Origin of the sequence: Sphingomonas sp. 8AM, from assembly GCF_902506455.1 — a bacterium.
Taxonomy (GTDB): Bacteria; Pseudomonadota; Alphaproteobacteria; order Sphingomonadales; family Sphingomonadaceae; genus Sphingomonas.
In genome coordinates, this window is the sequence record NZ_LR733844.1 from 629,032 (window position 1) to 653,188 (window position 24,157).

Annotated in this window: 26 protein-coding genes and 1 tRNA gene; 16 read left to right on the forward strand and 11 right to left on the reverse strand. The window is 67.8% G+C overall.

The annotated features are described in order from the left end of the window. The first annotated feature begins 53 nt into the window (after window positions 1–53). From BACI71_RS03205 to metH, 5 genes are read left to right on the forward strand one after another with little or no spacing between them, the layout of a single operon-like run. On the forward strand, window positions 54–992 hold the full coding sequence (locus BACI71_RS03205) for an ArsR/SmtB family transcription factor (RefSeq protein ID WP_159754939.1): 939 nt from the start codon (window positions 54–56) through the stop codon (window positions 990–992). Then, the gene (gene metF / locus BACI71_RS03210) at window positions 989–1,930 is read left to right on the forward strand and encodes a methylenetetrahydrofolate reductase [NAD(P)H] (protein WP_159754943.1); all 942 of its coding nucleotides are present in this window, start codon (window positions 989–991) and stop codon (window positions 1,928–1,930) included. The genes BACI71_RS03205 and metF overlap by 4 nt, the downstream gene beginning before the upstream one ends. Continuing rightward, entirely contained in the window at window positions 1,927–2,973 is a 1,047-nt protein-coding gene (locus tag BACI71_RS03215; protein ID WP_159754947.1) for a homocysteine S-methyltransferase family protein, read from the forward strand. The genes metF and BACI71_RS03215 overlap by 4 nt, the downstream gene beginning before the upstream one ends. Beyond that, on the forward strand, window positions 2,970–3,200 hold the full coding sequence (locus BACI71_RS03220) for a hypothetical protein (RefSeq protein ID WP_159754952.1): 231 nt from the start codon (window positions 2,970–2,972) through the stop codon (window positions 3,198–3,200). The genes BACI71_RS03215 and BACI71_RS03220 overlap by 4 nt, the downstream gene beginning before the upstream one ends. Beyond that, window positions 3,197–5,869: a methionine synthase gene (gene metH / locus BACI71_RS03225; RefSeq protein WP_159754955.1), complete on the forward strand. Its 2,673-nt coding sequence runs from the start codon at window positions 3,197–3,199 to the stop codon at window positions 5,867–5,869. Before BACI71_RS03220 ends, metH begins: the two co-directional genes overlap by 4 nt. 171 nt (window positions 5,870–6,040) lie before the next feature. Here the strand turns inward: metH and BACI71_RS03230 are convergent, their stop codons facing one another. From BACI71_RS03230 to BACI71_RS03250, 5 genes are all read right to left on the reverse strand, one after another. After that, complete coding sequence (locus BACI71_RS03230; RefSeq protein ID WP_159754958.1) at window positions 6,041–7,069, reverse strand: sensor histidine kinase; 1,029 nt, start codon at window positions 7,067–7,069, stop codon at window positions 6,041–6,043. 2 nt (window positions 7,070–7,071) lie between these two features. Then, on the reverse strand, window positions 7,072–7,521 hold the full coding sequence (locus BACI71_RS03235; protein WP_159754961.1) for a response regulator: 450 nt from the start codon (window positions 7,519–7,521) through the stop codon (window positions 7,072–7,074). Then, the gene (locus BACI71_RS03240) at window positions 7,518–9,026 is read right to left on the reverse strand and encodes a sensor histidine kinase (RefSeq protein WP_159754964.1); all 1,509 of its coding nucleotides are present in this window, start codon (window positions 9,024–9,026) and stop codon (window positions 7,518–7,520) included. The genes BACI71_RS03235 and BACI71_RS03240 overlap by 4 nt, the downstream gene beginning before the upstream one ends. Before the next feature lie 78 nt (window positions 9,027–9,104). Continuing rightward, window positions 9,105–9,875 carry a 3'-5' exonuclease gene (locus BACI71_RS03245; protein ID WP_236552792.1) on the reverse strand — a complete coding sequence of 257 codons (771 nt, stop codon included), beginning with the start codon at window positions 9,873–9,875 and terminating at the stop codon, window positions 9,105–9,107. A gap of 131 nt (window positions 9,876–10,006) precedes the next feature. After that, window positions 10,007–11,314, reverse strand: coding sequence for a DUF2171 domain-containing protein (locus BACI71_RS03250; RefSeq protein ID WP_159754967.1), 1,308 nt, complete (start codon window positions 11,312–11,314; stop codon window positions 10,007–10,009). 242 nt (window positions 11,315–11,556) lie between these two features. On the opposite strand from BACI71_RS03250, the gene BACI71_RS03255 reads away from it, so the two are divergent. The 4 genes from BACI71_RS03255 (at window position 11,557) to BACI71_RS03270 (ending at window position 13,419) form a co-directional block, all read left to right on the forward strand. Beyond that, window positions 11,557–11,632, forward strand: a tRNA-Ala gene (locus BACI71_RS03255). Between the two features lie 10 nt (window positions 11,633–11,642). After that, on the forward strand, window positions 11,643–12,416 hold the full coding sequence (locus tag BACI71_RS03260; RefSeq protein WP_159754970.1) for an NUDIX hydrolase: 774 nt from the start codon (window positions 11,643–11,645) through the stop codon (window positions 12,414–12,416). A 47-nt stretch (window positions 12,417–12,463) separates the two neighbouring features. Further along, a complete protein-coding gene (locus BACI71_RS03265; RefSeq protein ID WP_236553052.1) occupies window positions 12,464–13,144 on the forward strand; it encodes an extensin-like domain-containing protein in 681 nt (226 codons plus the stop codon). Beyond that, a complete protein-coding gene (locus BACI71_RS03270) occupies window positions 13,126–13,419 on the forward strand; it encodes a barstar family protein (protein ID WP_159754976.1) in 294 nt (97 codons plus the stop codon). The genes BACI71_RS03265 and BACI71_RS03270 overlap by 19 nt, the downstream gene beginning before the upstream one ends. 3 nt (window positions 13,420–13,422) lie before the next feature. Here BACI71_RS03270 and BACI71_RS03275 read toward each other — a convergent pair whose 3' ends face one another. The 4 genes from BACI71_RS03275 to BACI71_RS03290 form a co-directional block, all read right to left on the reverse strand. Further along, window positions 13,423–13,962, reverse strand: a complete 540-nt coding sequence (locus BACI71_RS03275) for a hypothetical protein (protein ID WP_443018445.1) — start codon at window positions 13,960–13,962, stop codon at window positions 13,423–13,425. A 249-nt stretch (window positions 13,963–14,211) separates the two neighbouring features. Beyond that, entirely contained in the window at window positions 14,212–14,505 is a 294-nt protein-coding gene (locus BACI71_RS03280) for a hypothetical protein (protein ID WP_159754982.1), read from the reverse strand. 73 nt (window positions 14,506–14,578) lie between these two features. Further along, window positions 14,579–15,352: a transglutaminase-like domain-containing protein gene (locus tag BACI71_RS03285; RefSeq protein WP_159754985.1), complete on the reverse strand. Its 774-nt coding sequence runs from the start codon at window positions 15,350–15,352 to the stop codon at window positions 14,579–14,581. Between the two features lie 78 nt (window positions 15,353–15,430). After that, complete coding sequence (locus BACI71_RS03290; RefSeq protein WP_159754988.1) at window positions 15,431–16,171, reverse strand: Bax inhibitor-1/YccA family protein; 741 nt, start codon at window positions 16,169–16,171, stop codon at window positions 15,431–15,433. Window positions 16,172–16,292: 121 nt separating this feature from the next. On the opposite strand from BACI71_RS03290, the gene thpR reads away from it, so the two are divergent. Both thpR and BACI71_RS03300 read left to right on the forward strand, forming a co-directional pair. Next, window positions 16,293–16,856 (forward strand): RNA 2',3'-cyclic phosphodiesterase, encoded by a 564-nt coding sequence (gene thpR, locus BACI71_RS03295; RefSeq protein ID WP_159754991.1) that lies wholly within the window; start codon window positions 16,293–16,295, stop codon window positions 16,854–16,856. A gap of 246 nt (window positions 16,857–17,102) precedes the next feature. Continuing rightward, window positions 17,103–18,653, forward strand: a complete 1,551-nt coding sequence (locus BACI71_RS03300; protein WP_159754994.1) for a spinster family MFS transporter — start codon at window positions 17,103–17,105, stop codon at window positions 18,651–18,653. A 1-nt stretch (window position 18,654) separates the two neighbouring features. On the opposite strand, the gene BACI71_RS03305 is transcribed toward BACI71_RS03300, so the two are convergent. Both BACI71_RS03305 and BACI71_RS03310 read right to left on the reverse strand, forming a co-directional pair. Continuing rightward, complete coding sequence (locus tag BACI71_RS03305) at window positions 18,655–19,197, reverse strand: superoxide dismutase family protein (protein WP_159754997.1); 543 nt, start codon at window positions 19,195–19,197, stop codon at window positions 18,655–18,657. Window positions 19,198–19,259: 62 nt separating this feature from the next. Continuing rightward, window positions 19,260–20,075, reverse strand: a complete 816-nt coding sequence (locus tag BACI71_RS03310) for a CDP-alcohol phosphatidyltransferase family protein (RefSeq protein WP_159755000.1) — start codon at window positions 20,073–20,075, stop codon at window positions 19,260–19,262. A 186-nt stretch (window positions 20,076–20,261) separates the two neighbouring features. Between BACI71_RS03310 and BACI71_RS03315 the strand changes: the two genes are divergently transcribed. The 5 genes from BACI71_RS03315 (at window position 20,262) to BACI71_RS03335 (ending at window position 24,141) form a co-directional block, all read left to right on the forward strand. Next, a complete protein-coding gene (locus BACI71_RS03315) occupies window positions 20,262–21,368 on the forward strand; it encodes an inositol-3-phosphate synthase (RefSeq protein WP_159755003.1) in 1,107 nt (368 codons plus the stop codon). A gap of 12 nt (window positions 21,369–21,380) precedes the next feature. Next, the gene (locus BACI71_RS03320) at window positions 21,381–22,112 is read left to right on the forward strand and encodes a phosphocholine cytidylyltransferase family protein (RefSeq protein WP_159755006.1); all 732 of its coding nucleotides are present in this window, start codon (window positions 21,381–21,383) and stop codon (window positions 22,110–22,112) included. Window positions 22,113–22,197: 85 nt separating this feature from the next. Next, complete coding sequence (locus tag BACI71_RS03325; protein ID WP_159755009.1) at window positions 22,198–22,389, forward strand: hypothetical protein; 192 nt, start codon at window positions 22,198–22,200, stop codon at window positions 22,387–22,389. Window positions 22,390–22,669: 280 nt separating this feature from the next. Beyond that, entirely contained in the window at window positions 22,670–22,984 is a 315-nt protein-coding gene (locus BACI71_RS03330; protein ID WP_159755012.1) for a hypothetical protein, read from the forward strand. Window positions 22,985–22,989: 5 nt separating this feature from the next. Beyond that, window positions 22,990–24,141 (forward strand): saccharopine dehydrogenase family protein, encoded by a 1,152-nt coding sequence (locus tag BACI71_RS03335; protein WP_159755015.1) that lies wholly within the window; start codon window positions 22,990–22,992, stop codon window positions 24,139–24,141. Window positions 24,142–24,157: the final 16 nt, after the last annotated feature.

The following is a 24,157-nucleotide window of genomic DNA, read 5'->3' on the forward strand; positions in this document are numbered from 1 at the left end:
TTCATCGCCGCTCCTGCGTTGACCCATATAAAGATATCTTTATATGTGGTCGCATGAAGCTAGCCCTCGACATCTTCCGCGCGCTTGCCGACGCCTCGCGGCTGCGGATCGTCGCGCTGCTCGGCACCATGGAATTGTCGGTCGGCGAACTGGCGCAGGTGCTGGGGCAAAGCCAGCCTCGCGTGTCGCGCCACGTCAAGATCCTGTGCGATGCCGGCCTCGCGGAGCGGCGCAAGGAAGGCAGCTGGGTCTTCGTAGCGCTCGGCGAGGCGGCCCGCGTCGCGCCGGTGATGGCGGCGCTCGACGCATATGGCGTCGCGGCGGAGGTCGAGTCCGATGTCGCGCGACTGTCGGCGGTGCGCGCCGACCGTGCGGCAGCGGCGGCGGCATGGTTCGAGGCTCATGCCGACGAATGGGATGCGATCCGCTCGCTGCATGTTGCGGAGGATCAGGTTGAGGCCGCGATGCGGACATTGCTCGGACCGGCGCCGCTCGGGCGGTTGATCGACATCGGTACAGGCACCGGCCGGATGATCGAGCTGTTCGCCCCTCGCGCAACGCATGTGCTGGGGATCGACAAGAGCAGCGAGATGCTGCGACTGGCGCGCGCGCGGGTCGGTGAGCAGGCCGAACTGCGGCAAGCCGATCTTTACGCTTTGCCGGTAGCCGATGGCGGGGTCGATGTGGCGATCCTCCATCATGTCCTGCATTTCGCGCAGCAGCCCGGCGCGGCGATCGCGGAGGCAGCACGCGTGCTCGATGCATTCGGGCGGTTGCTGATCGCGGATTTCGCCAGCCACGATCGCGAGGAGTTGCGCGCGCGCGATGCGCACACGCGGCTCGGCTTCGCCGACGCGCAGGTCGCGGGCTGGTTCGCCACTGCCGGGCTGGCGCTGGAACGGGTCGAAACCCTCGAAGGCGGCGAACTGACGGTCAAATTATGGCTCGGGCGCAAACACGGCGTCCCGGTGCGGGAGGTAAAGGCGGCATGACGTTCTCGGTCAATCAGCTCGAAGAGGCGCGGCGCGCGCTGGAAGCGCCGCTCTACGCCGACGTCGGCGGCGACGTTGAGGTCAGTTTCGAATTCTCGCCGCCGAAGACCGACAAGGCCGAGGAGAATCTCTGGCAGTCGATCGAGACGCTGTGCCCGCTGAGCCCGCGTTTTCTCTCCGTCACCTATGGCGCGGGCGGCTCGACGCGTGACCGTACCCACGCCACCGTCGCGCGGATCGCCCGCGAAACCAAGGTGCCCGCCGCCGCGCACCTCACCTGCGTCGAGGCGACGCGTGATGAGATCGACGCGGTTGCGCAGGAATATTGGGCGGCGGGCGTGCGCCACATCGTCGCGCTGCGCGGCGATCCGCCCGCCGGTGCCGCCGATTACGCCCCGCACCCCGGCGGCTATGAAAATGCCGCCGCGCTTGTCGAGGGGTTGCGCCGGCTGCACCCATTCGAGATTTCGGTCGCTGCCTATCCGGAGATGCACCCGAACTCGGCCGACCTCGCCGCCGATCTCGACAATCTCAAGCGCAAGCTTGATGCGGGCGCGAACCGCGCGATCACGCAATTCTTCTTCGAGGCCGAGACCTTCTTCCGCTACCGCGACGCTGCCGCCGCCGCCGGGATCCGCGCGGAGATCGTCCCCGGAATCATGCCGATCGGCAGCTTCGCCGGGGTCACGCGCATGGCGACGATGTGCAACACCGACGTGCCGGGCTGGCTGGTGCGGCTGTTCGAGGGGCTCGACGACCATCCCGCCGCGCGCCAGCTCGTCGCCGCGACCGTCGCCGCCGAACTCTGCCGCAAGCTCTACGCCGGCGGGGTGAAGCAGCTCCACTTCTATACGATGAACAAGGCGGAGCTGAGCTTCGCCATCTGTCACCTGCTGGGCGTCCGCAGCCGCCCGGCACAGGAAAGGGCGGCGGCATGACCATTCGCGACACCTTCAACGCCGAGGCGGCCAAGCGCATCCTCATCACCGACGGCGCGTTCGGTACCGAGATCCAGAACTGGAAATTGTCGGAGGCCGATTACGCCGGCACGCTGACGCTCGGCCACGACCAGAAGGGCAATAACGACATCCTCGCGCTGACCAAGCCCGCGGTGCCCGAGTCGATCCACCGCGCCTATTTCGAGGCCGGGGCCGACATCGCCGAGACCAACACCTTCTCCGCCAACCGCATCAGCCAGGCCGATTACGGCGCCGAAGGGCTGGTGCGTGAGATCAACGTCGAGAGCGCGAAGCTCGCGCGCCGCATCGCCGACGAATATCAGGCGAAGGACGGCCGGCCGCGCTTCGTGGCCGGCGCGATCGGGCCGACCAACAAGACGCTGTCGCTTAGCCCGGACGTCAACGACCCCGGCTATCGCGAGATCGACTTCGATTATCTGAAGGACGTGTACCGCGAGCAGATCGACGCGCTTGTCGAGGGCGGCGCGGACTTCGTGCTGATCGAAACGGTCTTCGACACGCTCAACGCCAAGGCCGGCATCATGGCCGCGATCGAGGCGGGCGAGGCACTGGGCCGCGACCTGCCGATCATGCTGTCGATGACGCTGACCGATCTGTCGGGGCGCAATCTGTCGGGACATACCGTCGAGGCGTTCTGGCACGCGGTGCGCCACGCCCGGCCGCTGACGATCGGGCTAAACTGCTCGTTCGGTGCCGAGCAATTGCGCCCGCACGTCAAGGTGCTGAGCGAACTCTGCGACACGCTCATCATGGTCTATCCCAACGCCGGGCTGCCCAACGAACTGGGCGCCTATGACGAGGAACCGGAGACGACCGCCGGGCTGGTCGGTGAGTGGGCGCAGGCGGGGCAGGTCAACGTGCTGGGCGGCTGTTGCGGTTCGACGCCGGCTCACATCAAGGCGATCGCCGACATGGCGCGCGGGGTAATGCCGCGTAGGATCGCGGTGCCGCCGACGCGAACGCGTCTGGCCGGCCTCGAACCGTTCACGATGGCGGCATGACGCCCTTCGCCATCATCGCCCGGCTTAACGCCGCGCGCATTCATCATACCATCACGAGCATCCGCGACGACGCGATCATGATCGATGCCGCGGTGCCCGGCGAGCGGTGGGAGATCGAGGTGTTCGAGGACGGGCACGTCGAAATCGAACGCTATACCTCTGATTGCGAGATCGCGGGCGAAGCTGCGCTCGTCGACCTTTTCGCTCGTTTCTCGGACACGCAATGACCGCTTCCTCGACCCAGTTCGTCAACATTGGCGAGCGCACGAACGTCACCGGCTCGGCGGCGTTCAAGAAGATGATCCTCGCCGGCGACTATACCCGCGCGGTCGAGGTCGCGCGCCAGCAGGTCGAGAATGGCGCGCAGGTGGTCGACGTCAACATGGACGAGGGGCTGCTCGACGCGCACCACGCCATGACCACCTTCCTCAAGCTGATCGCCGCCGAGCCCGATATCGCGCGCGTGCCGGTGATGATCGACTCCTCAAAGTGGGACGTGATCGAGGCCGGGCTCAAGTGCGTCTCGGGCAAGCCGATCGTCAATTCGATCAGCATGAAGGAAGGCGAGGAGCAATTCCTCGCGCACGCGCGCAAGTGCATGAATTACGGCGCGGCGGTGGTCGTGATGGCGTTCGACGAGGTCGGACAGGCCGACACCCGGCAGCGCAAGGTCGAGATCTGCGAGCGCGCCTACAAGCTGCTGACCGGTATCGGCTTCCCGCCCGAGGACATCATCTTCGATCCCAACGTTTTCGCGGTCGCGACCGGCATCGAGGAGCACAACAACTACGGCGTCGACTTCATCGAGGCGTGCCGCGAGATCAAGGCGCGCTGCCCGCACGTCCATATCTCGGGCGGTCTGTCGAACCTGTCGTTCAGCTTCCGCGGCAACGAGCCGGTGCGCCGCGCGATGCACTCGGTGTTCCTCTATTACGCAATCCCCGCCGGCATGGACATGGCGATCGTCAACGCCGGGCAGCTCGACGTCTATGACGCGATCGACCCGGTGCTTCGCCAGGCGTGCGAGGACGTCATCCTCAACCGCGATCCCGAGGCCGGCGACCGGCTGGTCGCGCTCGCCGAGAAGTTCCGCGGCACCGATGCGGCGGCCGAGAAGCAGGCCGCCGAATGGCGCTCGCTCGACGTGCGCAAGCGGCTCGAATATGCGCTGGTGAAGGGCATCGATGCGCATGTCGTCGACGATACCGAGGAATGTCGCCAGATGTTCGCGCGCCCGATCGAGGTGATCGAAGGGCCGTTGATGGACGGAATGAACGTCGTCGGTGACCTGTTCGGCTCGGGCAAGATGTTCCTGCCGCAGGTCGTGAAGTCGGCGCGCGTCATGAAGAAGGCGGTCGCGCACCTGATGCCGTTCATCGAGGCCGCCAAGGAACCGGGCGCGAAGGGCAAGGGCAAGGTCGTGATGGCGACCGTCAAGGGCGACGTCCACGATATCGGCAAGAACATCGTCGGCGTCGTGCTCCAGTGCAACGGCTTCGAGGTGATCGATCTCGGTGTGATGGTGCCGTGGTCGAAGATCCTTGAGGCCGCGAACGAGAATGACGCCGACATGATCGGCCTGTCCGGCCTCATCACCCCGTCGCTCGACGAGATGGTGACGGTCGCCGAGGAGATGCAGCGCGCGCAGATGCAGATGCCGCTGCTGATCGGCGGCGCGACCACGTCGAAGGTCCATACCGCGCTGCGCATCGCGCCTGCGTACACCGGTCCGGTCGTCCATGTGCTCGACGCCAGCCGCGCGGTCGGCGTGGCGACGACGTTGGTCTCCGACACGATCCGCGACGATTATGTCGCCGGAGTCGCCAGGGATTATCAGGCGGTGCGCGACGCGCGCGAGGGCAAGGGGCAGAACAAGCTGCTGCCGCTCGACGAGGCGCGCAAGCGCGGCTTCGTCGCCGACATGGCGCTCAAGGCGACCGCCCCCGCGCAGCCGGGCGTGCACGTGTTCGACGACTGGGATCTGGCGCATCTGCGCGAGTTCATCGACTGGACGCCATTCTTCCGCGCCTGGGAGCTGGCGGGCAATTATCCCGCGATCCTGACGGACGACGTCGTTGGCGAGAGCGCGTCGTCGCTCTTCGCCGATGCGCAGGCGATGCTCGACCGGATCGTCTCGGAAAAGTGGCTGACGGCGCGCGGCGTCGCCGGGCTGTGGCCTTGCCATCGCCACGACGACGATGTCTGGGTCCACGATCGCCACAGCGTCGACCATCGCTCGCCCGACGGCGGCAGCGTGCCGGAGGGCTTCAACGTCCCCGATCTCGACCGCCGCAACGAACATTCGACGCGGCTGCCGTTCCTGCGCCAGCAGATCGCCAAGCGCGAGGGCCGCGCCAACATGTGCCTCGCCGATTTCATCGACCCGGCGGGCGACTGGATGGGCGGCTTCGCGGTCGGCATCCACGGCATCGACGCGCACCTCGCGCGCTACAAGGCCGACAACGACGATTACAACGACATCCTGTTGAAGGCGCTCGCCGACCGCTTCGCCGAGGCGTTCGCCGAGGCGCTGCACCAGCACGTTCGGCAGACGCTGTGGGGCTATGCGCGCGACGAGCAACTGACCAACGACGCGCTGATCCGCGAGCAATATCGCGGCATCCGCCCCGCCCCGGGCTACCCCGCCTGCCCCGAACATTCGCTCAAGGTGCGGCTCTTCGAGATGCTGGACGCGGGGAAGAACGTCGGGCTGGAGCTGACCGAGAGCTTCGCGATGCTGCCGACCGCGGCGGTCAGCGGCTTCTATTTCGGCCATGCGCAGGCGGAGTATTTCGGCGTCGCGCGGATCGGTGAGGACCAGCTGGCGGATTATGCGCAGCGGCTCGGCGTCGACATGGAGCGCGCGACGCGCCTGCTGCGCCCCAACCTCGATTGAGGGCCGTCGCCGCGCAACGATCAACCACCGTCGCCCCCCTGCGCAGGCAGGGGCCCATGACTGTCGAATGGATCGCGACAACTGACACATTGGCTACGTCGCCTGTGTCAGATGTACCGACGGTCGAAACAGACATTGGCCCCTGCCTCCGCAGGGGCGACGGGCCTGTTGCTACCCCATCGCCGCCGCAACGATCGCGCGCGTGCCGCTGTGCGTCCGATCATATTCCACGATCGAATCGAGGCTCTGCGCCATTGCGCGGATCAACCGCGTCCCCACGCCTGTCCCCTTCGGCGGCGCGTCGCCCAGCCCGATCCCGTCATCCTCGACCGTCAGCCGGAACCGCTCGTCGCCGTCGCGCGACAGCCGCACGCGCACCTCGCCGGGCCCACCCGGATAGGCGTATTTACACGCGTTGCTCACCAGCTCGGTGACGATCACCCCCAATGACACCGCGCGGTCGGTCGGCAGCCGCAGCGGCTCGGCATGGAGCACCAGCGCGCGCGGGCAATCGTCGGTCGACCAGGTCTGCGTCAGCTCGTCGATCAACTGCGTCAGATAATCGAACATGTCGACGTTCTCGACATCGTCGCCAGTGTAGAGCCGCCGGTGCACCTGCGCGATCGCGCTGATCCGGCGCTGCGTATCCTCCAGCGCGGCGCGCGCCGCCTCGTCACTCAGCGCGCTCGACTGCATCCGCACCATCGCCGACACCAGTTGCAGCGAATTGGCGACGCGGTGGTTCACCTCCGCGAGCAACGCCTCCAGCCGCGCATTGCTGGCGCGCAGATCGTCCTCGGCGCGCGCCTTGGCCCGGGCCAGATGCGCGCGCTCGATCACTTGCCGGAACGTCGCGTCGAGCAGGTCGAAGAAGTCGTCGCCCGGCGTCTTGACGATATAGTCCGCCGCGCCACCGCGCAGCGCCGCCAGCGCGACCTGCGTTTCCTCAGAGCCGCTGACATAGACCATCGGCGGTGCATCGGGCAGCGCCGACAGCCGCGCCATCGTCTCCAGCCCGTCGATCCCCGGCATATAATGGTCGACCGCAACGACATCGAACGGCTCGGCGGCGGCCAGTGCCACCCCTGCCTCACCGCCATCGGCGACCGTCACCTTGTACCCGCGCCGCTCCAGCGCGCGCGCCACCAGCCGGCGGATGCCCGCATCATCATCGATGTAGAGGATGCGCGGCGGCTCCATCGTCAGTGCGCGTCGCCCAGATCGGGGACCTGAATCACCGAAAGGAACAGCCCCAGCTGGCGGATCGCCTGTGCGAAACTCTCATAATTCACCGGCTTGGTGATATAGACGTTCGCGCCCAGATCATAGCAGCGCTGGATTTCGCGGCTATCGTCGGTCGTGGTCAGCACCACCACCGGCGTGCGCTTCACCGGACCGTCGCTGTTCTTGATCTTCGTCAGAATGTCGGTTCCGCTCATGTCGGGCAGGTTGAGATCGAGCAGCACCAGCGCCGGGCCGTTAAGCTGCGGCCCGGTGGTGTCGTTGAAGATATAGTCGAGCGCGGTGGTGCCATCGGTGAAGTGGCGGATCGGGTTCATGATCCCGGCACGACGAATGTTCTTCTCGATCAGCCGCGCATGACCTTCGTCATCCTCGATCATCACGATGTTGACGGACTGGGGCGCGTTCATGGGTTGAGTTCCTGTTTGGCGATGACGAGCGGCAGCGACACGGTGAACGCCGCCCCCTGCCCGAGTTCGGAAGCGACGTCGATCGAGCCGCCCAGCCGGAAGACGAGCGCGCGGACCGTGGCCAGCCCGATCCCCTCGCCGGGCCGATCCTGCGCGCCGGAGCGGCGAAACAGGTCGAAGACGCGCTGGTGGTCACGCGGATCGATGCCGCGGCCGTTGTCGCTGATCGTGTAGAACACCCGGTCGCGCCCGCGCCGCCCGGTGACGGTGATGCGGCCGGGCACGCCGGGGCGGAGATACTTCACCGCATTCTCGATCAGGTTCGAGAAAATCTGGTCGAGTGCCAGCCGATCGCTCACCACCACCGGCAGCGTCCCCTCGACCGACAGCACGGTGTCGGTTTCGGACAAACGATGCGACAGCGTGTCGCCGATCTGGCGGATCAGCGCGGCGACGTCGATCTTCTCCGGCGCCAGCGCGCGTCGACCCTGTCGTGACAATTGCAGGATCGCGTTGATGAGCCGGTCCATCTTCTGCGTCGAGGTGCGGATGAAACCGATCGCCTCGGGCAGATCCTCGGTCGCCGCCAGCCGCGCCTCCTCGCTCGCCACCGCCGGCGCCTCGGCATCGACGCGCTCGACCAACGCGCGCAGCGACGCCGCGGCGGTCTCCAGTTCGGCGGTAAAGCCCATCACATTGACCAGAGGCGAGCGCAGATCATGGCTGACGATGTAGGCGAAGCGCTGGATCTCCTCATTAGCCCGCGTCAGGTCCTCGGTACGCGCCGCGACCATGTCCTCCAGCCCGGCGTTGAGCTCCCGCAACGCCTCGTCCGAGCGCGCCAGGTCGCGGGTATAGGACAGGATCGTGAGCGTCGAAATAACCGCCACCACCGCGAGCACCACGCCGCCGAACCCGATCAGCGTGTAGAAGGCGCGCTGGCTCGCCCGCAGCTCGGCGTCGCGGTGCGTCATCAGTCGCCGCTCGATCCGTGCCATCCGGTCGAGGACGTTGCGAATCGTCACGACGTCGCGCACCTCGGCATCGTTGGCGAAACTCAGGATTGCGCCGCGTTGATCGCCCTGGTCCAGCAGGGTCAGCGTGCGGTCCTGCCGCGCCAGCAGGCTGCCCAGTTGCAGCCGAAGACCTTGCAGATACCGGCGTTGCGCCGGATTGTCGCGCGTCAGCGCCTCGATCCGCGCCAGTGCTGCCGGCAGTTGCGCGCGCGCGCGCAGAAAGTTCGCGCGCGTGACGTCGCGGGTCGGGATCAGCATCGTTCCGCGCCGCGCCGCCTCGCTTTCCTCGACCAGCCGGCGGACGTCGAGCACCGCGCGTTCGACCTGATAGGTATGTTCGACCAGCCCGGTATGCAGCTCGTTGCGCTGCATGACGCGCACCGCGGCGTAGCCGACCAGCACCAGCGCGAGAAAGCCGAACGCCATCAACGCGGTCATGCGCCGCGCAAGCGAACGATTGATCGGGGTAGCAGCAGGCAGATCGGCCATTACGCATCCGTTACTGCCTGATGCCGCGCCGCGCCAGCCGAAGATGCAGCGTGACTGACTTAGGTTCGCGAAACGCCGCTAGAGCAACAGCTCCTGCGCCGTCATCCGCCCGACGTGCCCGCCGCCGCGCCGGCGCGCCATTTCAGTTTCCGCGGTGAAGCGGACGTCGGGATCGCGATCGGTCATGAACTTGACCAGGCTCTCCTCCTCGATCTCGCGCCATTCCTTGCCACGGTCCGGCCCGTAGCGAACGCGCGGCAAAAGGCCGGGCTCGCTCGACCATTGGATCAGCTGCGCAACCGACGCCTCGTTTAGCTGGTCGCGCAGATGGTGGGCGGTGACATACGCATCGGGGAAAGCGCGGTGTGCGGGCAGCCCGCGTTCATGATCCATCCCGACCGGCTTGCGCCAGTACCGCAGCACCTGATTGGAATAGCTCGGCGAATCCGGCCACAGCCGCAGCGCGCACTTCCAGGTGCAGATCCAGTCCGCGCCGTGTGTCAGCGCCGGGGTGCAGAATTGCTCCTCGAACGCCGCGCGGTGCGCCGCCAGCGCGACACGCCGCGGATAAGGGTCAAGCACCTGCCGCGCGATATCATGCCACCACGGCGCATCGGCCACGTCCTCGTCCCGGATGTGGTGGATCGCCTGCGTGACCGCGGGCATCGGACGACCGGGGTTGACGAGGATGTTGCCGCCTTCGCCATACAACTCCCACCGCCCGTCAGCGCCCAGCGCGACGTCCTGCCAGCCGACTTCGCACACTGCATGCGCGGGCGGCGCGGCGCCGGTGGTTTCGAGATCGATGACGCGGATGATCTGCGATTGCGTGCGGCGGGGATACATCATGCCCAACCGATGTGGGGCCTTTGCCACGGAATTGCCACCTCTGCCGCCACACACGAAAAAGCCCCGGACCGTCCGGTCCGGGGCCTTCCGTCACAGCCGCGCCGCCCTCCGGCGACGCGTGCCGCGCCAGCTCAATAAGTGCCGGAGAAGCTGCTGTTGAGGTTAGTGTCCTTCTGGTCGGTTGCGCCGGTCGTCGTCCCCGCGGTGGACGCGCCACCGGTCGTGCTCGTACCGGTCGTCGACGACGAGGTGGTGGTCGAACGCTGCGTCCGGTCACGATCGCTGGTGCGATCGCCGTAGCCGAACATTGCCTGGTTCGATTCCTCGTTACGCCAATGCTGCTTGGCCTCGTCGGCGGTCTTGGACAGCGTCACCTTCTTGTCCTCGACCAACTTGATCCAGCGCGACGGGATCGAGTGATGCTGGCCACCCGCATCGACATCGTTCTTGGTCAACAGGATGCGGTCACCGCGCACCTTGTCGACAGTGCCGACATGGCTGCCGTCCGAACCGACCACCTCGAAATGCTCCTGCACCTGGTCGAGCGAGGCGCGCTGCGTCTGGCGCTCCGAACGGAAGGACGAGAATTCATTCTCGAAGCGCGAGCGGTTTTCCTGGCGATATTCGTCATAGTCGCGGTCGAGTGCGGCGATCTGGCCCGAGCGCCAGTTGTGATAATCGCCGTCGCGGTCCGAGCGGCCCTGCTGCTGGTAATAACGCTCGTCGTAGCGGCTGTCGGCCTCACGGCGGCGCTCGGCATCCTCATCGCCGAACCAGCTGCGGACCTCATCGCCGGCACGGGCGAAGAAGCCGCGATCGTCGTAGTCATAGCCCTGCGGCTGACGACCGTAATTTGCGCCGCGATCGCGATGACGGCTCTGTGCGCCGCCACGATAATTGTCGTCGTCGTCGTGCCGGTGCGATCCGACATCGTTGAAGCGACGGCTATCCGAGCCATAGCTGCCATGATATTCGCCGCCCTGACCGTATCCCGACGACTGGCCGTAGCGCTGCTGCTGGCCATAGCCGCCGCCGGACCGCTCGCTGTAGCGATCGCGATAGTCGCTGCGCTGTCCACTCGAATAACCGCGGTCCTCGCGGTCACGATCATAGCTGCCGAAGCCGCCCTGCTGACGGCCATAGCCCTCGCGCTGCCCATAGCTGCCCTGACCGTCATTGTCGCGGCCATAGCTCTCGCGTCCGTAGCTCTCACGGCCATATCCGCGCTGCGACGTGTCGCTGCTCTGGCCGTAGCCACCGCGGTTGTCACGGTTATCGTCACGGTCGCGGTTCGACGATCCCGCCGCCTGATAGTCGCGGGCGCTCGAATAGCTGCCGGAGCGACCGGAGCCATAATCACGACCATAGTCCTGCGTTTCGCTGCGACCGTAATAGTCGCTCTTCGGGTCGGTCCCGCGCGGATAGCGTTCGTAGCCCATCATGATTCTCCTGCGTCAGACACGGGTCGCGCACCGCGTTGCGGCGTCACGCCAGTACTGGGAGAAAAGCTGATCTGAGGCAGTTCGTTCCTGTCGTTACACCCGCATAACGTTGTTTTCGTCGCACACGCCTACCGGCTGGCCGCTCGCGATTTTTCAGCTTTGCGCGATCAGGGCGGTTGCGTCGTCTGCGGATCGCGTTTAAGGGCGTCGCTCCCGGCCACGGCCGGGCATCGGCGGGCGGGGCTGTAGCTCAGATGGGAGAGCGCTGCAATCGCACTGCAGAGGTCAGGGGTTCGATTCCCCTCAGCTCCACCACCCGCCGCCGATGACTGATTCTCCCCCCGCCTTCCCCGAAGCCCGGCCCGCTGCCACCCTCGTGGTCATGCGCGATCGTGCCCGTGGCGCCCCTGAGATCCTGATGGTCGAGCGTGCCGGCGTAATGGCCTTCGCGCCCGGGGCGATGGTCTTCCCCGGCGGCCGGGTCGATCCCGGCGATCATGATCTCGCCCGCGCGCTCGGCGTCCCGGACATCGAAGAGGGTGCTGCGCGGATCGCCGCCATCCGCGAGACGATCGAGGAAGCCGCACTGCCGATCGGTTTCGCCCGGACACCCGATGCCGCCGCGATCGCGACGATCCGCGCCGCACTCGACGACGGTGCGTCGTTCGGCGAAGCGCTTGGAGCGGTCGGTGCGACGCTCGACCTTGACGCGCTCGTCCCCTTCGCCCGCTGGCGCCCCGATTATAGCCCGGTGCGTCGCTACGACACCCGCTTCTATCTCGCCGCGCTGCCCCCGGACGCGCCCGCGCCGCGGGTCGACGGCACCGAGAACGTCCGGCTGTGCTGGGCGACCGCAAAAAGAGTGCTCGACGACGCCGATGCCGGTCGCCTGTCGCTGATCTTTCCGACCCGTCGCAACCTCGAGCGGCTTGCCCTGTTCCCTTCGCACGCCGCAGCGGTGGCACAGGCGCGCGCCTTTCCGGTGCGGGTCGTGGTGCCATGGTCCGAAACCCGCGACGGGGAGGAATATCTCTGCATTCCCGACGACCTCGGCTACCCCGTCACGGCCGAACGCCGCGATCTGGTCCGGCGCGGCTAGCACGCACGATCCGCCGCGTCGTCGGCTGGAGCGTTGCGCTGGCCGTGATCGCGACGCTCGCACTCATTGCGTGGGGCACATTGCGCGGCCGGCCACAGGACCTGCCATGGACGCCGCTCGATCTCGGGCAACCCGTGGGGCTGTTCACCGGGCGAAAGCTGACCGCGCTGACCGAGGATGCCGCCTTGTGCCGCGGCTTGCTGACGCAGGCCGGCGTGCGCTTCACCGCGCTGCCCGCGCGTCGCGACGGCCGATGCGGCTATGACGATGCGGTGCGACTGACCGACGGGGGCGCGCGCAATACGGCGCTGTCCCCCGCCAATCTCGGCATCGCCTGCCCGGTCGCCGCCGCGCTGACGATGTGGGAGTGGGACGTCCTCGCCCCTGCCGCGCGCCGCCATTTCGACGCGCGCGTCATCCGCGTCGACCATTACGGCAGCTATTCGTGTCGCCGGCTCTACGGCCGCGCCGCGGGCGCGTGGAGCGAGCATTCGACGGCCGACGCGATCGACATCGCCGGCTTTGCCCTGTCGGACGGTACGCGGATCAGCATCGCGCGCGACTGGAAGGGAGCAGGAGCAAAGGCGGCATTTCTGCGCGAGGTGCGCGACGGCGCATGCGGGCTGTTCGCGACCGTGCTTTCACCCGATTACAACGCCGCGCACCGCGACCATTTCCACCTCGATCAGGCGGCGCGCGGCGCCCGCGGATGGCGCGCATGCCGCTGATCCGGCTCGACGCGCGCGGTTGGCAGCACCGCGAGGATTTCTGGGCGGCGCTGTTGCCGGCGCTGGGCGCACCCGACTGGCATGGACCGAACCTCGACGCGCTCTACGATGGTCTGGTCGCCGGCGAAAACCGCGTCCGACCCCCGCTCACCGTCGAGATCGCGATCGATACGCCCCTCCCCGAGCCACTGATCGACTATCTCGCTCGCGTCACCGGCGTCTTCGCCGATGCCGCACGCGACACCGGGCTGTCGATCGAGCTTCGCTACGTCTGACGCTCAGTGCGGCAGCGCGGCGGTGTCGACCTTCTCGACCCAGTGCGGGAAGAATGCCGGCGGCCGCGACGACCAGCCCGATGCGGTTGCGGCCGCCTCGCTGATCGACTGGAGCAGTCGCCGCCGCAATTCCGGGTGCAGGTGCGGCATCGCCGCCGCCGAGCAGAACGCCGAGGGCAGCCACGGGCGCACTTTCGCGCCCACCAGTCGCTCGAACAGGAAGCGGAACGCCGAGAAGGTGGTGATGCGCCCCTGCCCCAGATCGAACGCCGCCAGCGTGATCAGCGGTGCCAGCACCTGCTCCGCCGCATCCAGCCCGCTGTCGTCGGGGACAAGCGTGCGGATCGCCGGAAGCCGACGATAGTGCTGCGCCTGTGCCCGGATGCTCGCCGCCTCGACCACGTCGCGCGACCAGCGCGCCAGCGCATCGTCGCGGTCCAGACCCACGTCGAGGCTGCGGCGGATGTACCGCTGCGTCGCCGCCGGGAAGGTCGCGAATTCCTTCATTTCGGCCAGCGTCATCGCCCCTTCGGCCGCTTTCATTCTACCCATCGTCACACCCCGCCGCGCATGATCCAATGCCCGGAAGAATGCGCCAAAGTGGTTAACACTTGGCTTAACGGCGCCGTCTTCCGACTGTCATAAGTCAGCATGGGCCGTGCCGCACCGCAACATGGATGCGACGAACGGAGTAGGACCGTCGATTCAGACGACCGGACGATGTGGGGCTGGAGAAAAGCCGCCCCGGATCGGGTCCGGAGCGGCTGAAACACGATGTAAAATCAAGGTCACTCAGGCGTCGCGCTGCCGTTCCGCTTCTTCGGCCGCGTCGAACCCGGACGATGGCGCCGGCTCGCTGCGCCCCGGCTGGGTGATCGACACCGGGTCGGAGGCGTCCATTGTCTCGTCCAGACCGGCGTCGAGCCGCGCGTCCTCGCTACCGGGATGTTTGGCCAGCCGCTTCTCGATCGAGCGGTCCTGCCCGGCATCCTGGCGCGGGTCCTTCGATCCGCCGGCATTGCCCGCATCGGGCGCCACCGACAGGCTGTCGAGCGCGCGGTCGTCGATCGGGCTCGCTTCGGTCATCATACCCTCCTCATACGGACATATTGGTTCACATCCCAACGCCGGGGCCGCCGCCGCGTTCCTGACCCGGCGATCAAGTCAGCCGGGTCACCCGCACCCGCTGCTCCCACAGGCTGGCGGTGCCGAAGATCGTCATGAACGCGATGTCGGTCGCGTCGCGTCCCACCCCGACCCGCGCAATCTCGTCGGGCCGCGCCATCCCGGTGGCGTCGAGCAGGTGCCACGCGCCGTCCAGCCACAGCTCGGCAACCGCATGGAAATCGGGCGGATCGACACCGGGCGCATAGGCCGACACGCAGCGCGCCGGGATCTCCGCCGCCCGCGCCAGCGCGACGAGCAGATGCGCATAGTCGCGGCACACCCCGCGCCGTTCGGCAAAGGTGTGCAGCGCACCGCCGCCCGGCGCGACCGGTGCGTAGTCGAGATTGTCGCGCACCCAACCGGCCAACGCTACCGCCAGCGCGCCGCCGCTCAACCCGGCGAAGGTGCGGCGGACGAAATGGTCGAACCGGTCAGCCTCACAATAGCGACTGGGCAACAGATACGGGATCGTCGCCGCGGGTAATCGCGCCGCCGGGGTGGCGGGCAATGTTTCGAGCCGTACCAATGGTCGATCGATCGCGACGATCGCGCTGTAGCGTGCGACCAGCCGGTGCTCGGCGCGCGCCCAGCAACGCTGCCCGATCCCGTCCTCGCCCGCGACCGCACGGATCGGCTGATCCGATTCGATCACCAGCGACTGCGCCTCCAGCATCTGGTCGGAGAGGGCCGCGACCTCGATCTGGAGCAGCACGTCGGCCGGGGCAGGGAAGCCGTAATCCAGCACGGCCTCGATCGACAGGCGCATCTCGCCCCTTCCACATAAGAGAAAGGGCCCGGCGGTCACCCGCCGAGCCCCTGACGTTCCGTCATTCAATCCCGCGGATCAGTCGCGGTTCCCGCCGAACAGGCGCAGGATGAACAGGAACATGTTGATGAAGTCGAGGTACAGGCTCAGCGCCGACATCACGACTGCCTTGCCCACCATCTCCGGGCCGTAACCCGCGACCTGGAAGTACAGGCTCTTGGTGCGCTGCGTGTCATAGGCGGTCAGCCCCGCGAACAGCAACACGCCGACCAGCGAGATCAGCAGGCCGAGCGGCCCCGAGTTGACGAACATGTTGATGAGGCTCGCGACGATCAGCCCGACGAGGCCGATGATCAGGAACGTGCCGAATGCCGACAGATCGCGCTTCGTCGTGTAGCCGTACAGGCTCAGCGCCGCGAAGCCCGCCGCGGTGGCAGCGAATGCCTGCGCGATCGCGATCGGCGAATAGACGAAGAAGATCGACGACAGCGACAGACCCATCGCAACCGCAAAGCCCCAGAACATCGCCTTGAGCGTCGAGGTCGAGAACTTGCCCTGCCCGAAGCTCATCGCGAACACGAACGCCAGCGGCGCCAGCGCCACGACCCAGCGCAGCGGCGTGCCGAACACCGCCTGTGCATAGCCCGACAACGCAAAGCCAAGCGCGACGATGCCGGTCAACAGCACGCCGGAAGCCATGTAATTGTAGACGGACAGCATGTACGACCGCAGGCCGGCGTCACGCGCCTCCGTGCGGGTGCCCGAAGCGGCCCCGCCAAACGGGGCAGCGGAGGGCCGGGGATCGGACCAATTGGCCATTGTCTCTTTGCTCCTTCATCCGAACGAATGGGTCGGATAGGGGGAATATCGCGCGTCGGCTTCCGCTTTTCAAGCGAGCCGCCGACCCGCTTCCGATCCAGCAAAGGTTCGTTACAGCCCCATGCACCGCCTCTTCGTCGCGCTGCGCCCGCCCCCGGCGATCCGCACCCTGTTGCTGGACGCAATGGAAGGCCTGCCCGGCGCGCGCTGGCAGGACGACGAACAGCTGCACGTGACGCTGCGCTTCATCGGCGAGATCGACCGGCGACAGGCCGAGGACGTCGCCACCGCGCTCTCGCGCATCGCCGCACCCGCCCCGACGGTACGCCTTGACGGCGCGGGCACCTTCGACAAGCGCGGGCGGATCGACACGCTCTGGGCGCGCGTCATCCCCGCCGAACCGCTCGCCGCGCTCCACCGCAAGGTCGATCAGGCGCTCGCCCGCGCCGGAGTCGCGCCCGATGGGCGCCGCTATCTGCCGCATCTCACCCTCGCACGCTTCTCGCGCACCGCGGGCGACCCGGTGCTGATCGATCGCTGGATCGCCGACCACGCCGCGCTCGCTTCGCCCGACTTCACGATGCCGCACCTGACGTTGTTCGAGAGCATCCTCGGCCACGAAGGCGCGCGCTACGAGGCAGTGGCGAGGTGGCCGCTTGGCGAAGAGCCGTCGCCCCGGACTTGATCCGGGACCCCACTTCTTCTTCCGCAACGGGCACTGGATCAGGATGGCATGGAACCGGCTCACGTTCGTCATTGCGAGCGTAGCGAAGCAATCCAGAGCCGAACCAGGACGCCCTGGATTGCTTCGCTACGCTCGCAATGACGACTCCGCTTGGACATAACGTCCCCAAGCCGGCAAAGAAAAGCGGGAAGCCTCCCCTTCCCTCCCACCACCACTCTGTTACGCTCGGCAAAAATCGGAGGATGCATGGCCGGAGAGCAGGACGCCCGCGCGAGCGGCTATGCATGGTATGTGCTGGGGCTGCTGTTCCTGGTCTATGTCCTCAACTTCGTCGATCGTCAGGTGATCTCGATCCTCGCCGAGGACATCAAGCGCGACCTCAACCTGCGCGATGAGGATCTCGGCTTCCTCTACGGCACCGCCTTCGGCGTCTTCTACGCGCTGTTCGGCATCCCGCTCGGGCGGCTGGCGGACAATTGGCACCGCGTCCGGCTGATGGCTGCCGGGCTGACGCTCTGGTCGGCGATGACCGCGCTGTCGGGATTGTCCGCGAACGGGGCGCAACTCGCCGCCGCGCGCGTCGGGGTCGGGGTGGGCGAGGCGACCGCTTCTCCTTCCGCTTACTCACTGATTTCTGATTATTTTCCCAAGCGGCTGCGCGCGACCGCGCTGTCGATCTATTCAGCGGGCCTGTATGTCGGCGGCGGCTGCTCGTTGTTCATCGGCGGGCTGATCGTCCAGAACTGGAACCGCGCCTATCCCGCCGGCGGACCGCTCGGGCTCGCCGGCTGGCAGGCGGCGTTCCTCGCGGTCGGCGTGCCGGGGCTGGTGCTCGCGCTGATCGTCGCGACGCTGCGCGAGCCGGTGCGCGGTGCGGTCGAGGGCCTGCCCACCCCGCCCCCGCACCCGGCGCCGTTCCGCGCCTTCGGCGACGAGCTGGTGACGATCCTGCCGCCGCTCACCCTGATCGGCGCGGCGCGGCTGGGGCGACGCGCGCTGCTCGTCAATCTCGCGGGGCTGGCGGTCACCGTCGCGGTCGTGGCCCTGCTCCACGCGTTCGGCGAGCCGCTGCCGCAATGGATCGCGGTCGGGGTCGGCTTCTATGCAGTCTTCTCGTGGGGCTGTGCGCTGCGCCACCGCGACCAGCCGACCTTCGCGCTGATCCTCGGCACCCCCGCTTTTATCTGCACCGTGGTCGCCTACGGGCTCAACGCCTTCATGGCCTATGCGTCGAGCTTCTGGGCCGCACCCTATGCGATCCGCGTGCTCGGCGTCGCGCCCGCGCAGGCCGGGCTGTTCATCGGCGGCGCGGGCGCGGCGGCGGGGTTCATCGGCGTCACGACCGGCGGGCTGATCGCCGACCGCTTGCGGCGCAGCAACCCGGCCGGGCGGCTGGTGCCGGTGCTGGCCAGCGCGGTGCTGCCGGTGCCGTTCATGATCGCGGGCTATACGACTGCCACGCCGGCCGTGCTCTACGTCTGCGTATTTTGCGCACAGGTATTCGCGGCGTGGGGGCTCGGTGCGGCGGCGGCGGCGACGCAGGATCTGGTGCTGCCCCGGATGCGCGGCACCGCGACCGCGACCTTCTTCATCGGCACGACGCTGATCGGGCTGGCGCTGGGGCCGTATCTCGCCGGGCGGATCTCGACGCTCAGCGGCAGCCTGTCGACGGGGATGCTGTCGTTGCTGCTCAGCGTGCCGGTCACGCTGGCGGCGGGGCTGGTCGCCTATCGCCGCTTCCCCGCCGCCGAACGCACGCGTGAACAGCGGGCGCGGGCAGCGGGGGAGCCGGTCTAGCTCACGACGCCTGGAACACCCCGCACGCGATCCGCCCGCCCGAATTGCCGCTCGGGTCGGTCATCAGATCGTCCGGGCCGGCGTGGATCACCATCGACGCGCCATCGGCATCCAGCAGCCCGGCGAGCGTTGCGCCCGGGATCACCGCCCCGATCGTGCCGCGTCCGTCGCTGCCGATCACGAGGTTTGGCAGGTCGCCCTGGTGCGGTCCCTGCGGGTTCATCGTGCCGTGCTTCTTCTGCGTCGGGTTCCAGTGCCCGCCCGCACTCGTGAAGTCCGGCGCGTCGCAGCGCCCGACCATATGGACGTGCGCGCCGTGCGTTCCCGCCGGCATCCCGGTCGCATCGACGGTGAAGCGCACGCCGCCCGCCACGTCGGTCGCACTCGCCCGGCCGACCGGCGCGCCGGTCGCGGTCGCCAGCATCGCCACCGCGCGCGCGCCGCCGGCGACCGGCGTGCCGGTGTCCATCTTGCCCTCGTCGTTGCACGCCGCCAGCGACAGCGCCGCCAGCCCGATCCCTGTCATTGTCAGAATCTGTCGCATCGTCGCTCCTCCCTATGATCTTCGTTGCCAACCCGCCGCCGCACGGGCGGGTTCCGGCGCCGTCACTGATGCCCGTCCGCGATCAACGCCGAAATCCGCCGCCCCAGATAGGCCGCCTGCATGATCGCAAGCACCAGCCCGATGTTGAGCACCACGATCTCGATCAGGAAGAACCACAGGGGCGTCCCCGCGATCATGCTCAGCCCCAGCAGGATCGTGCGCGGATTGGCGCCCAGCGCGGCGAGCAGCGGCAGCGCGCGCGCCCCGACCGTCCGCGCGATCCCCGCGATCCGCCGCCGCTCGGGCGGGTCGGCCTCCGCGCTCGCCACCAGCGCGTTGACGCGCTGAGTCGGGCGCGACAGCGCGTGCCACACGCTCAGATAGAGGTTCGACAGCGCCACCCCGACGCCGCGTCCGTCCGACTTCGCGTTCTGCAGCCACGGCGTATTATACGCCCACCATTGATAGGTCCGCCGCTGGCTTTCAGCGAACACCGACTGGACCGCGCGGCTCAGCCCGGCCGCGATCGCGATCGGCCACGCGATCCAGCCGATTGTGTCGTCCAGCGTCCCCGCCAGCAACAGGTACAGCACGCCATGCCCGGCATAGTCGCACAGCCCGTCGACGATTTCCCCCGACGGCGAGGCACGCCCCGACATCCGCGCCAGCGCGCCGTCCGCGCCATCGACGACATGCCAGCCGCAATGCAGCACGAACCCGAGCGCGATTGCCACCGGCGTCGCGACCCAGGCGTACAGCACCGCGGTCACCATCACCATCACCGCGCCGGCGATCGACACCATGTTCGGCGTCACCGGCGTCGGCACCAGCGCCTTCGCCAGCCGGTGCGCCAGCGGGTGATATACTACCCTGTTCAAAAAACCTTGCAGCTCACGCGGCTTTCCCGCCACAGCCGTTTCAGAATCGTTCACGCGGTCCCTCGCGAGATTGCCCCGGTGCGCCTATACAGCGCATCGGCTCGCTTGACAGATGCCACGTATCTGTCACGAAGCGGCAACGTAAAATGGCTTTTCGTCCGACTAAGCGTCGGCAAGTGGGGTAGAATGGCGACGATCAAGGTTGCGGTTATCGGTGTCGGCAACTGCGCAAGCAGCCTAATTCAGGGTAAATATCACTATGCCGGCAGCAATACCGCCGCGGGCCTGATCCACGAGGACATCGGTGGATACAAGGTCGGCGATCTGGAATTCGTCGCCGCATTCGACGTCGACTCGCGCAAGGTCGGGCTTGATCTGGGTGAAGCGATTTTCGCGAAGCCCAATTGCACCAAGGTCTTTCATGCCGATGTGCCGAAGACCGGCACGATCGTGAAGATGGGCGCCAAGCTGGACGGCGTCGCGCCGCACATGCTGACCGCGGCCAACGATCGCGGGTTCGAGATCAACGACACGCGTGACGCCGAGAAGGCGGAGATCATCGCCGAGCTGAAGAACTCGGGTGCGGAGATCCTCGTGAACTTCCTGCCGGTCGGCAGCCAGACCGCGACCGAATTCTACATGGAATGCGCGCTCGAGGCCGGTCTCGGCGTCGTCAACTGCATGCCGGTGTTCATCGCCTCGCGTCCCGAGTGGGAGAAGAAGTTCGCCGACGCCGGCCTGCCGATCATCGGCGACGACGTGAAGGCGCAGGTCGGTGCGACGATCGTCCACCGCGTGCTGTCGAACCTGTTCGGGCAGCGCGGCGTGACGATCGATCACACCTATCAGCTCAACACCGGCGGAAACACCGACTTCATGAACATGCTCGACCGCAACCGGTTGCAGAGCAAGAAGGAGTCGAAGACCGAGGCGGTGCAGGCGGTGATCGCCGAGCGGCTGGCGGACGAGAACATCCACGTCGGTCCGTCGGACTATATTCCGTGGCTGGGCGACAACAAGCTGTGCTTCCTGCGGCTTGAGGGCGACCTGTTCGGTGGCGTGCCGATGAACCTCGAACTGCGCCTGTCGGTCGAGGACTCGCCGAACTCGGCAGCGGTCGTGGTCGACGCGATCCGCTGCGTGAAGCTCGGGATGGAGCGTGGGATCGGTGGCGCGCTGGAAGGCCCGTCGGCGTTCTTCTGCAAGCACCCGCCGCAGCAGGTGACCGACGACGTGGCGGCCGCGATGACCAACGAGTTCATCCACGCCGACGCGCGCCTCGCCGCCGAATAAGGTCTTTCGACCTTGCACGCGCTGATCGTCGCGGCCGGCTATGGCAGCCGGCTGCGCGAGGTGTCACCCTCGAAACCGCTGACGCTGGTTCACGGCGTCGCGCTGATCGAGCGCGTGCTGCACGCCGCCCGCGCGGGCGGCGTCACTGACGTCACGGTCGTCACCGGCCATGAAGCGGAGCGGCTCGAGCGCCATCTGGCGCTTGCCGCCGCGACGCTCGGGCTGCCGGTGCGCTGCGTGCGGACGCCCGACTGGTCGCTGTCCAACGGCCATTCGGTGCTGACCGGCGCCGAGGTCATCGGCGCGCGCCGCCACCTGCTGATGATGGCCGACCATCTCGTCGACCCCGCGCTGATCGCGCGCGTCGCCGCCGCGCCGGACGCGGCGTTGACGCTCGGTATCGACCGGCGACTCGACAATCCGCTCGTCGACATGGACGACGTCACGCGCGTCCGTACCGACGGCGAGCGGATCGTCGCGATCGGCAAGCATCTGCCCGATTACGATTGCTTCGACACCGGGGTGTTCGCGGTCGACCCGCGCTTCCACGACGCGCTGCGTGCCTCGATCGCCGCCGGTGGACCGGGGTCGATCTCGGCCGGGGTCGAGGCGCTGGCCCAAACCGGCGAAGCCAGGGTCATCGACATCGGGAACGCCTGGTGGCTCGACGTCGACGACGCCCGCGCGCTGGCGCAGGCGGAGGCCGCGCTGTCCGACCGCGACGCGCACCAGCACGCTGCCTGACAGCAACAAAATCTCACCGGCCAGCCCGGAACACGCCAGCAACACAGGTTATTGGTCCCGACGAATCTGATCGCCGGAGAACCTCATGTCGCACGACCCTCGCCCGATCGCCCAGCGCAGCATCGCCGGCTGGCCCGCCCTGCTTGTGATCTGCGCGTTGATCGCGGGCGTCCTTTACCTGACGCTCGGCCGCAACGAGCCCGCCGCGCGGGTCAAGCCGGCGACCGGCTCGGCGCAGGCGATGGCATTGGCCGCCGAGCAGCCGACGCGGCGGTGATCGTCCCCCGGACTTGATCGGAACCGCCGCGCGAGCCTTCTTCCCGTAGCCCCGCGAAGGCCGGGATCCGGTCGGGGCGCGCTGCTGATGCAGGTTGCGCTTCGTCACGCCCACCTTCCCGACTGGCCCCGCCCTTCGCCGGAGTGCGGCCACGCGATGGGAGAGAAGCGGAATCCCGCATCAAGTCCCGGAAGACGAGAGCAGGTGAGCGGTGGCGCTTGAGCCTCCAGCCGCCAGTCGGTGCTACGGATCATCGCCCCGCGCCGCGCGTTTCGCCACCATGACCGACCCCGTAGATCCCCAGCATCGCCGCCGGACCGCCTTCGACAAGGACACCGGCAAGTTCGGCCAGGGCTATACGCTCGATGACGAGCGCAAGCTGGCCGAGGACATGCCCGCCGGCTCCGTCGCGCCGCAACCGTCGCAGCTCGATGCGTCGGAAGCTGACGCCGGCCGCCGCGCCTCGTTCGATCCGAAGACCGGCGCGGTGCGCGGCAGCGGGGCGAGCGCCGGCGGCGGGCACGATGGCGAGGACCCGAGCGACGATCGCGCCGGCGGCTCGGGCGCGCCGCTGACCGGGGTCGGCACGGACTGACGATCATGGCGGCCGAGTTCGACATCGTGCTGTTCGGCGCGACCGGCTTCACGGGCAAGCTGGTCGCCGAATATCTTGCAAAGCGCGAGCAGGACGGGCTGCGCTGGGCCATTGCCGGACGCGCCGCGGACAAGCTCGCTGCGGTCCGCAACGAACTGGCGATCGACGTGCCCGTGGTCATTGCCGACAGCGACGATGCCGCCGCTCTGGAGGCGATGTGCCGCCGCGCCACGGTCGTCATCAGTACCGTCGGCCCATATCAGCTCCACGGCAGCACGTTGCTCGCCGCCTGCGCCAGCACCGGCACCGCTTATGTGGACCTGTGCGGCGAGCCGGCGTGGATGCGCCAGATGATCGACGCGCATCACGATGAGGCGCAGCGCAGCGGCGCGCGGATCGTTTTTTCGTGCGGTTTCGATTCGATCCCGTTCGACCTCGGCGTGCTGACGCTTCAGGAGGCCGCACTCGCGCGTTTCGGCACGCCGGTGCCGCGGATCAAGGCGCGCGTCCGGCACATGAAAGGCGGCTTCTCCGGCGGCACCGCGGCCAGCCTCAAGGCGACGCTCGCCGCCGCCGCGCGCCAGCCGTCGCTGTTCGGGCTGCTCAGCGACCCGTTCGCGCTCACCCCCGGACACGCCGGCCCGCACCAGCCGGGCGGGCTGCTCCCCGAATACGACGCGACGCTCCAGTCATGGGTCGCGCCGTTCATCATGGCACCGATCAACACCAAGAACGTCCACCGCACCAACTTCCTGCTCGGGCAGCGCTGGGGCGATCTGGTCTATGACGAGATGGTGGTGGCCGGGCTCGGCGACCTCGGCAAGGCCGCGGCTGAGGCGCTGGCGAAGCTCAACCCGTTTGCCGGGGACAAGGGACCGAAATCGGGCGAAGGCCCATCGAAGGAAGAGCGCGACGCCGGTTATTTCGACATCCTCTTCGCCGGGCTGATGCCCGACGGCACGCGCATCGACGCGGTCGTCACCGGTGACAGCGACCCCGGCTACGGCTGCACGTCGAAGATGCTCGCCGAGAGCGCGCTATGTCTGCTCCACGACGTCGAGGCGGACGGCGGCATCTGGACACCCGGCGCCATCATGGGTGCGCCGCTGCGCGACCGCCTGATCGCTCGCGCGGGGATGACGTTCACCGCGGGCTGATCGCATCGATCCTGCT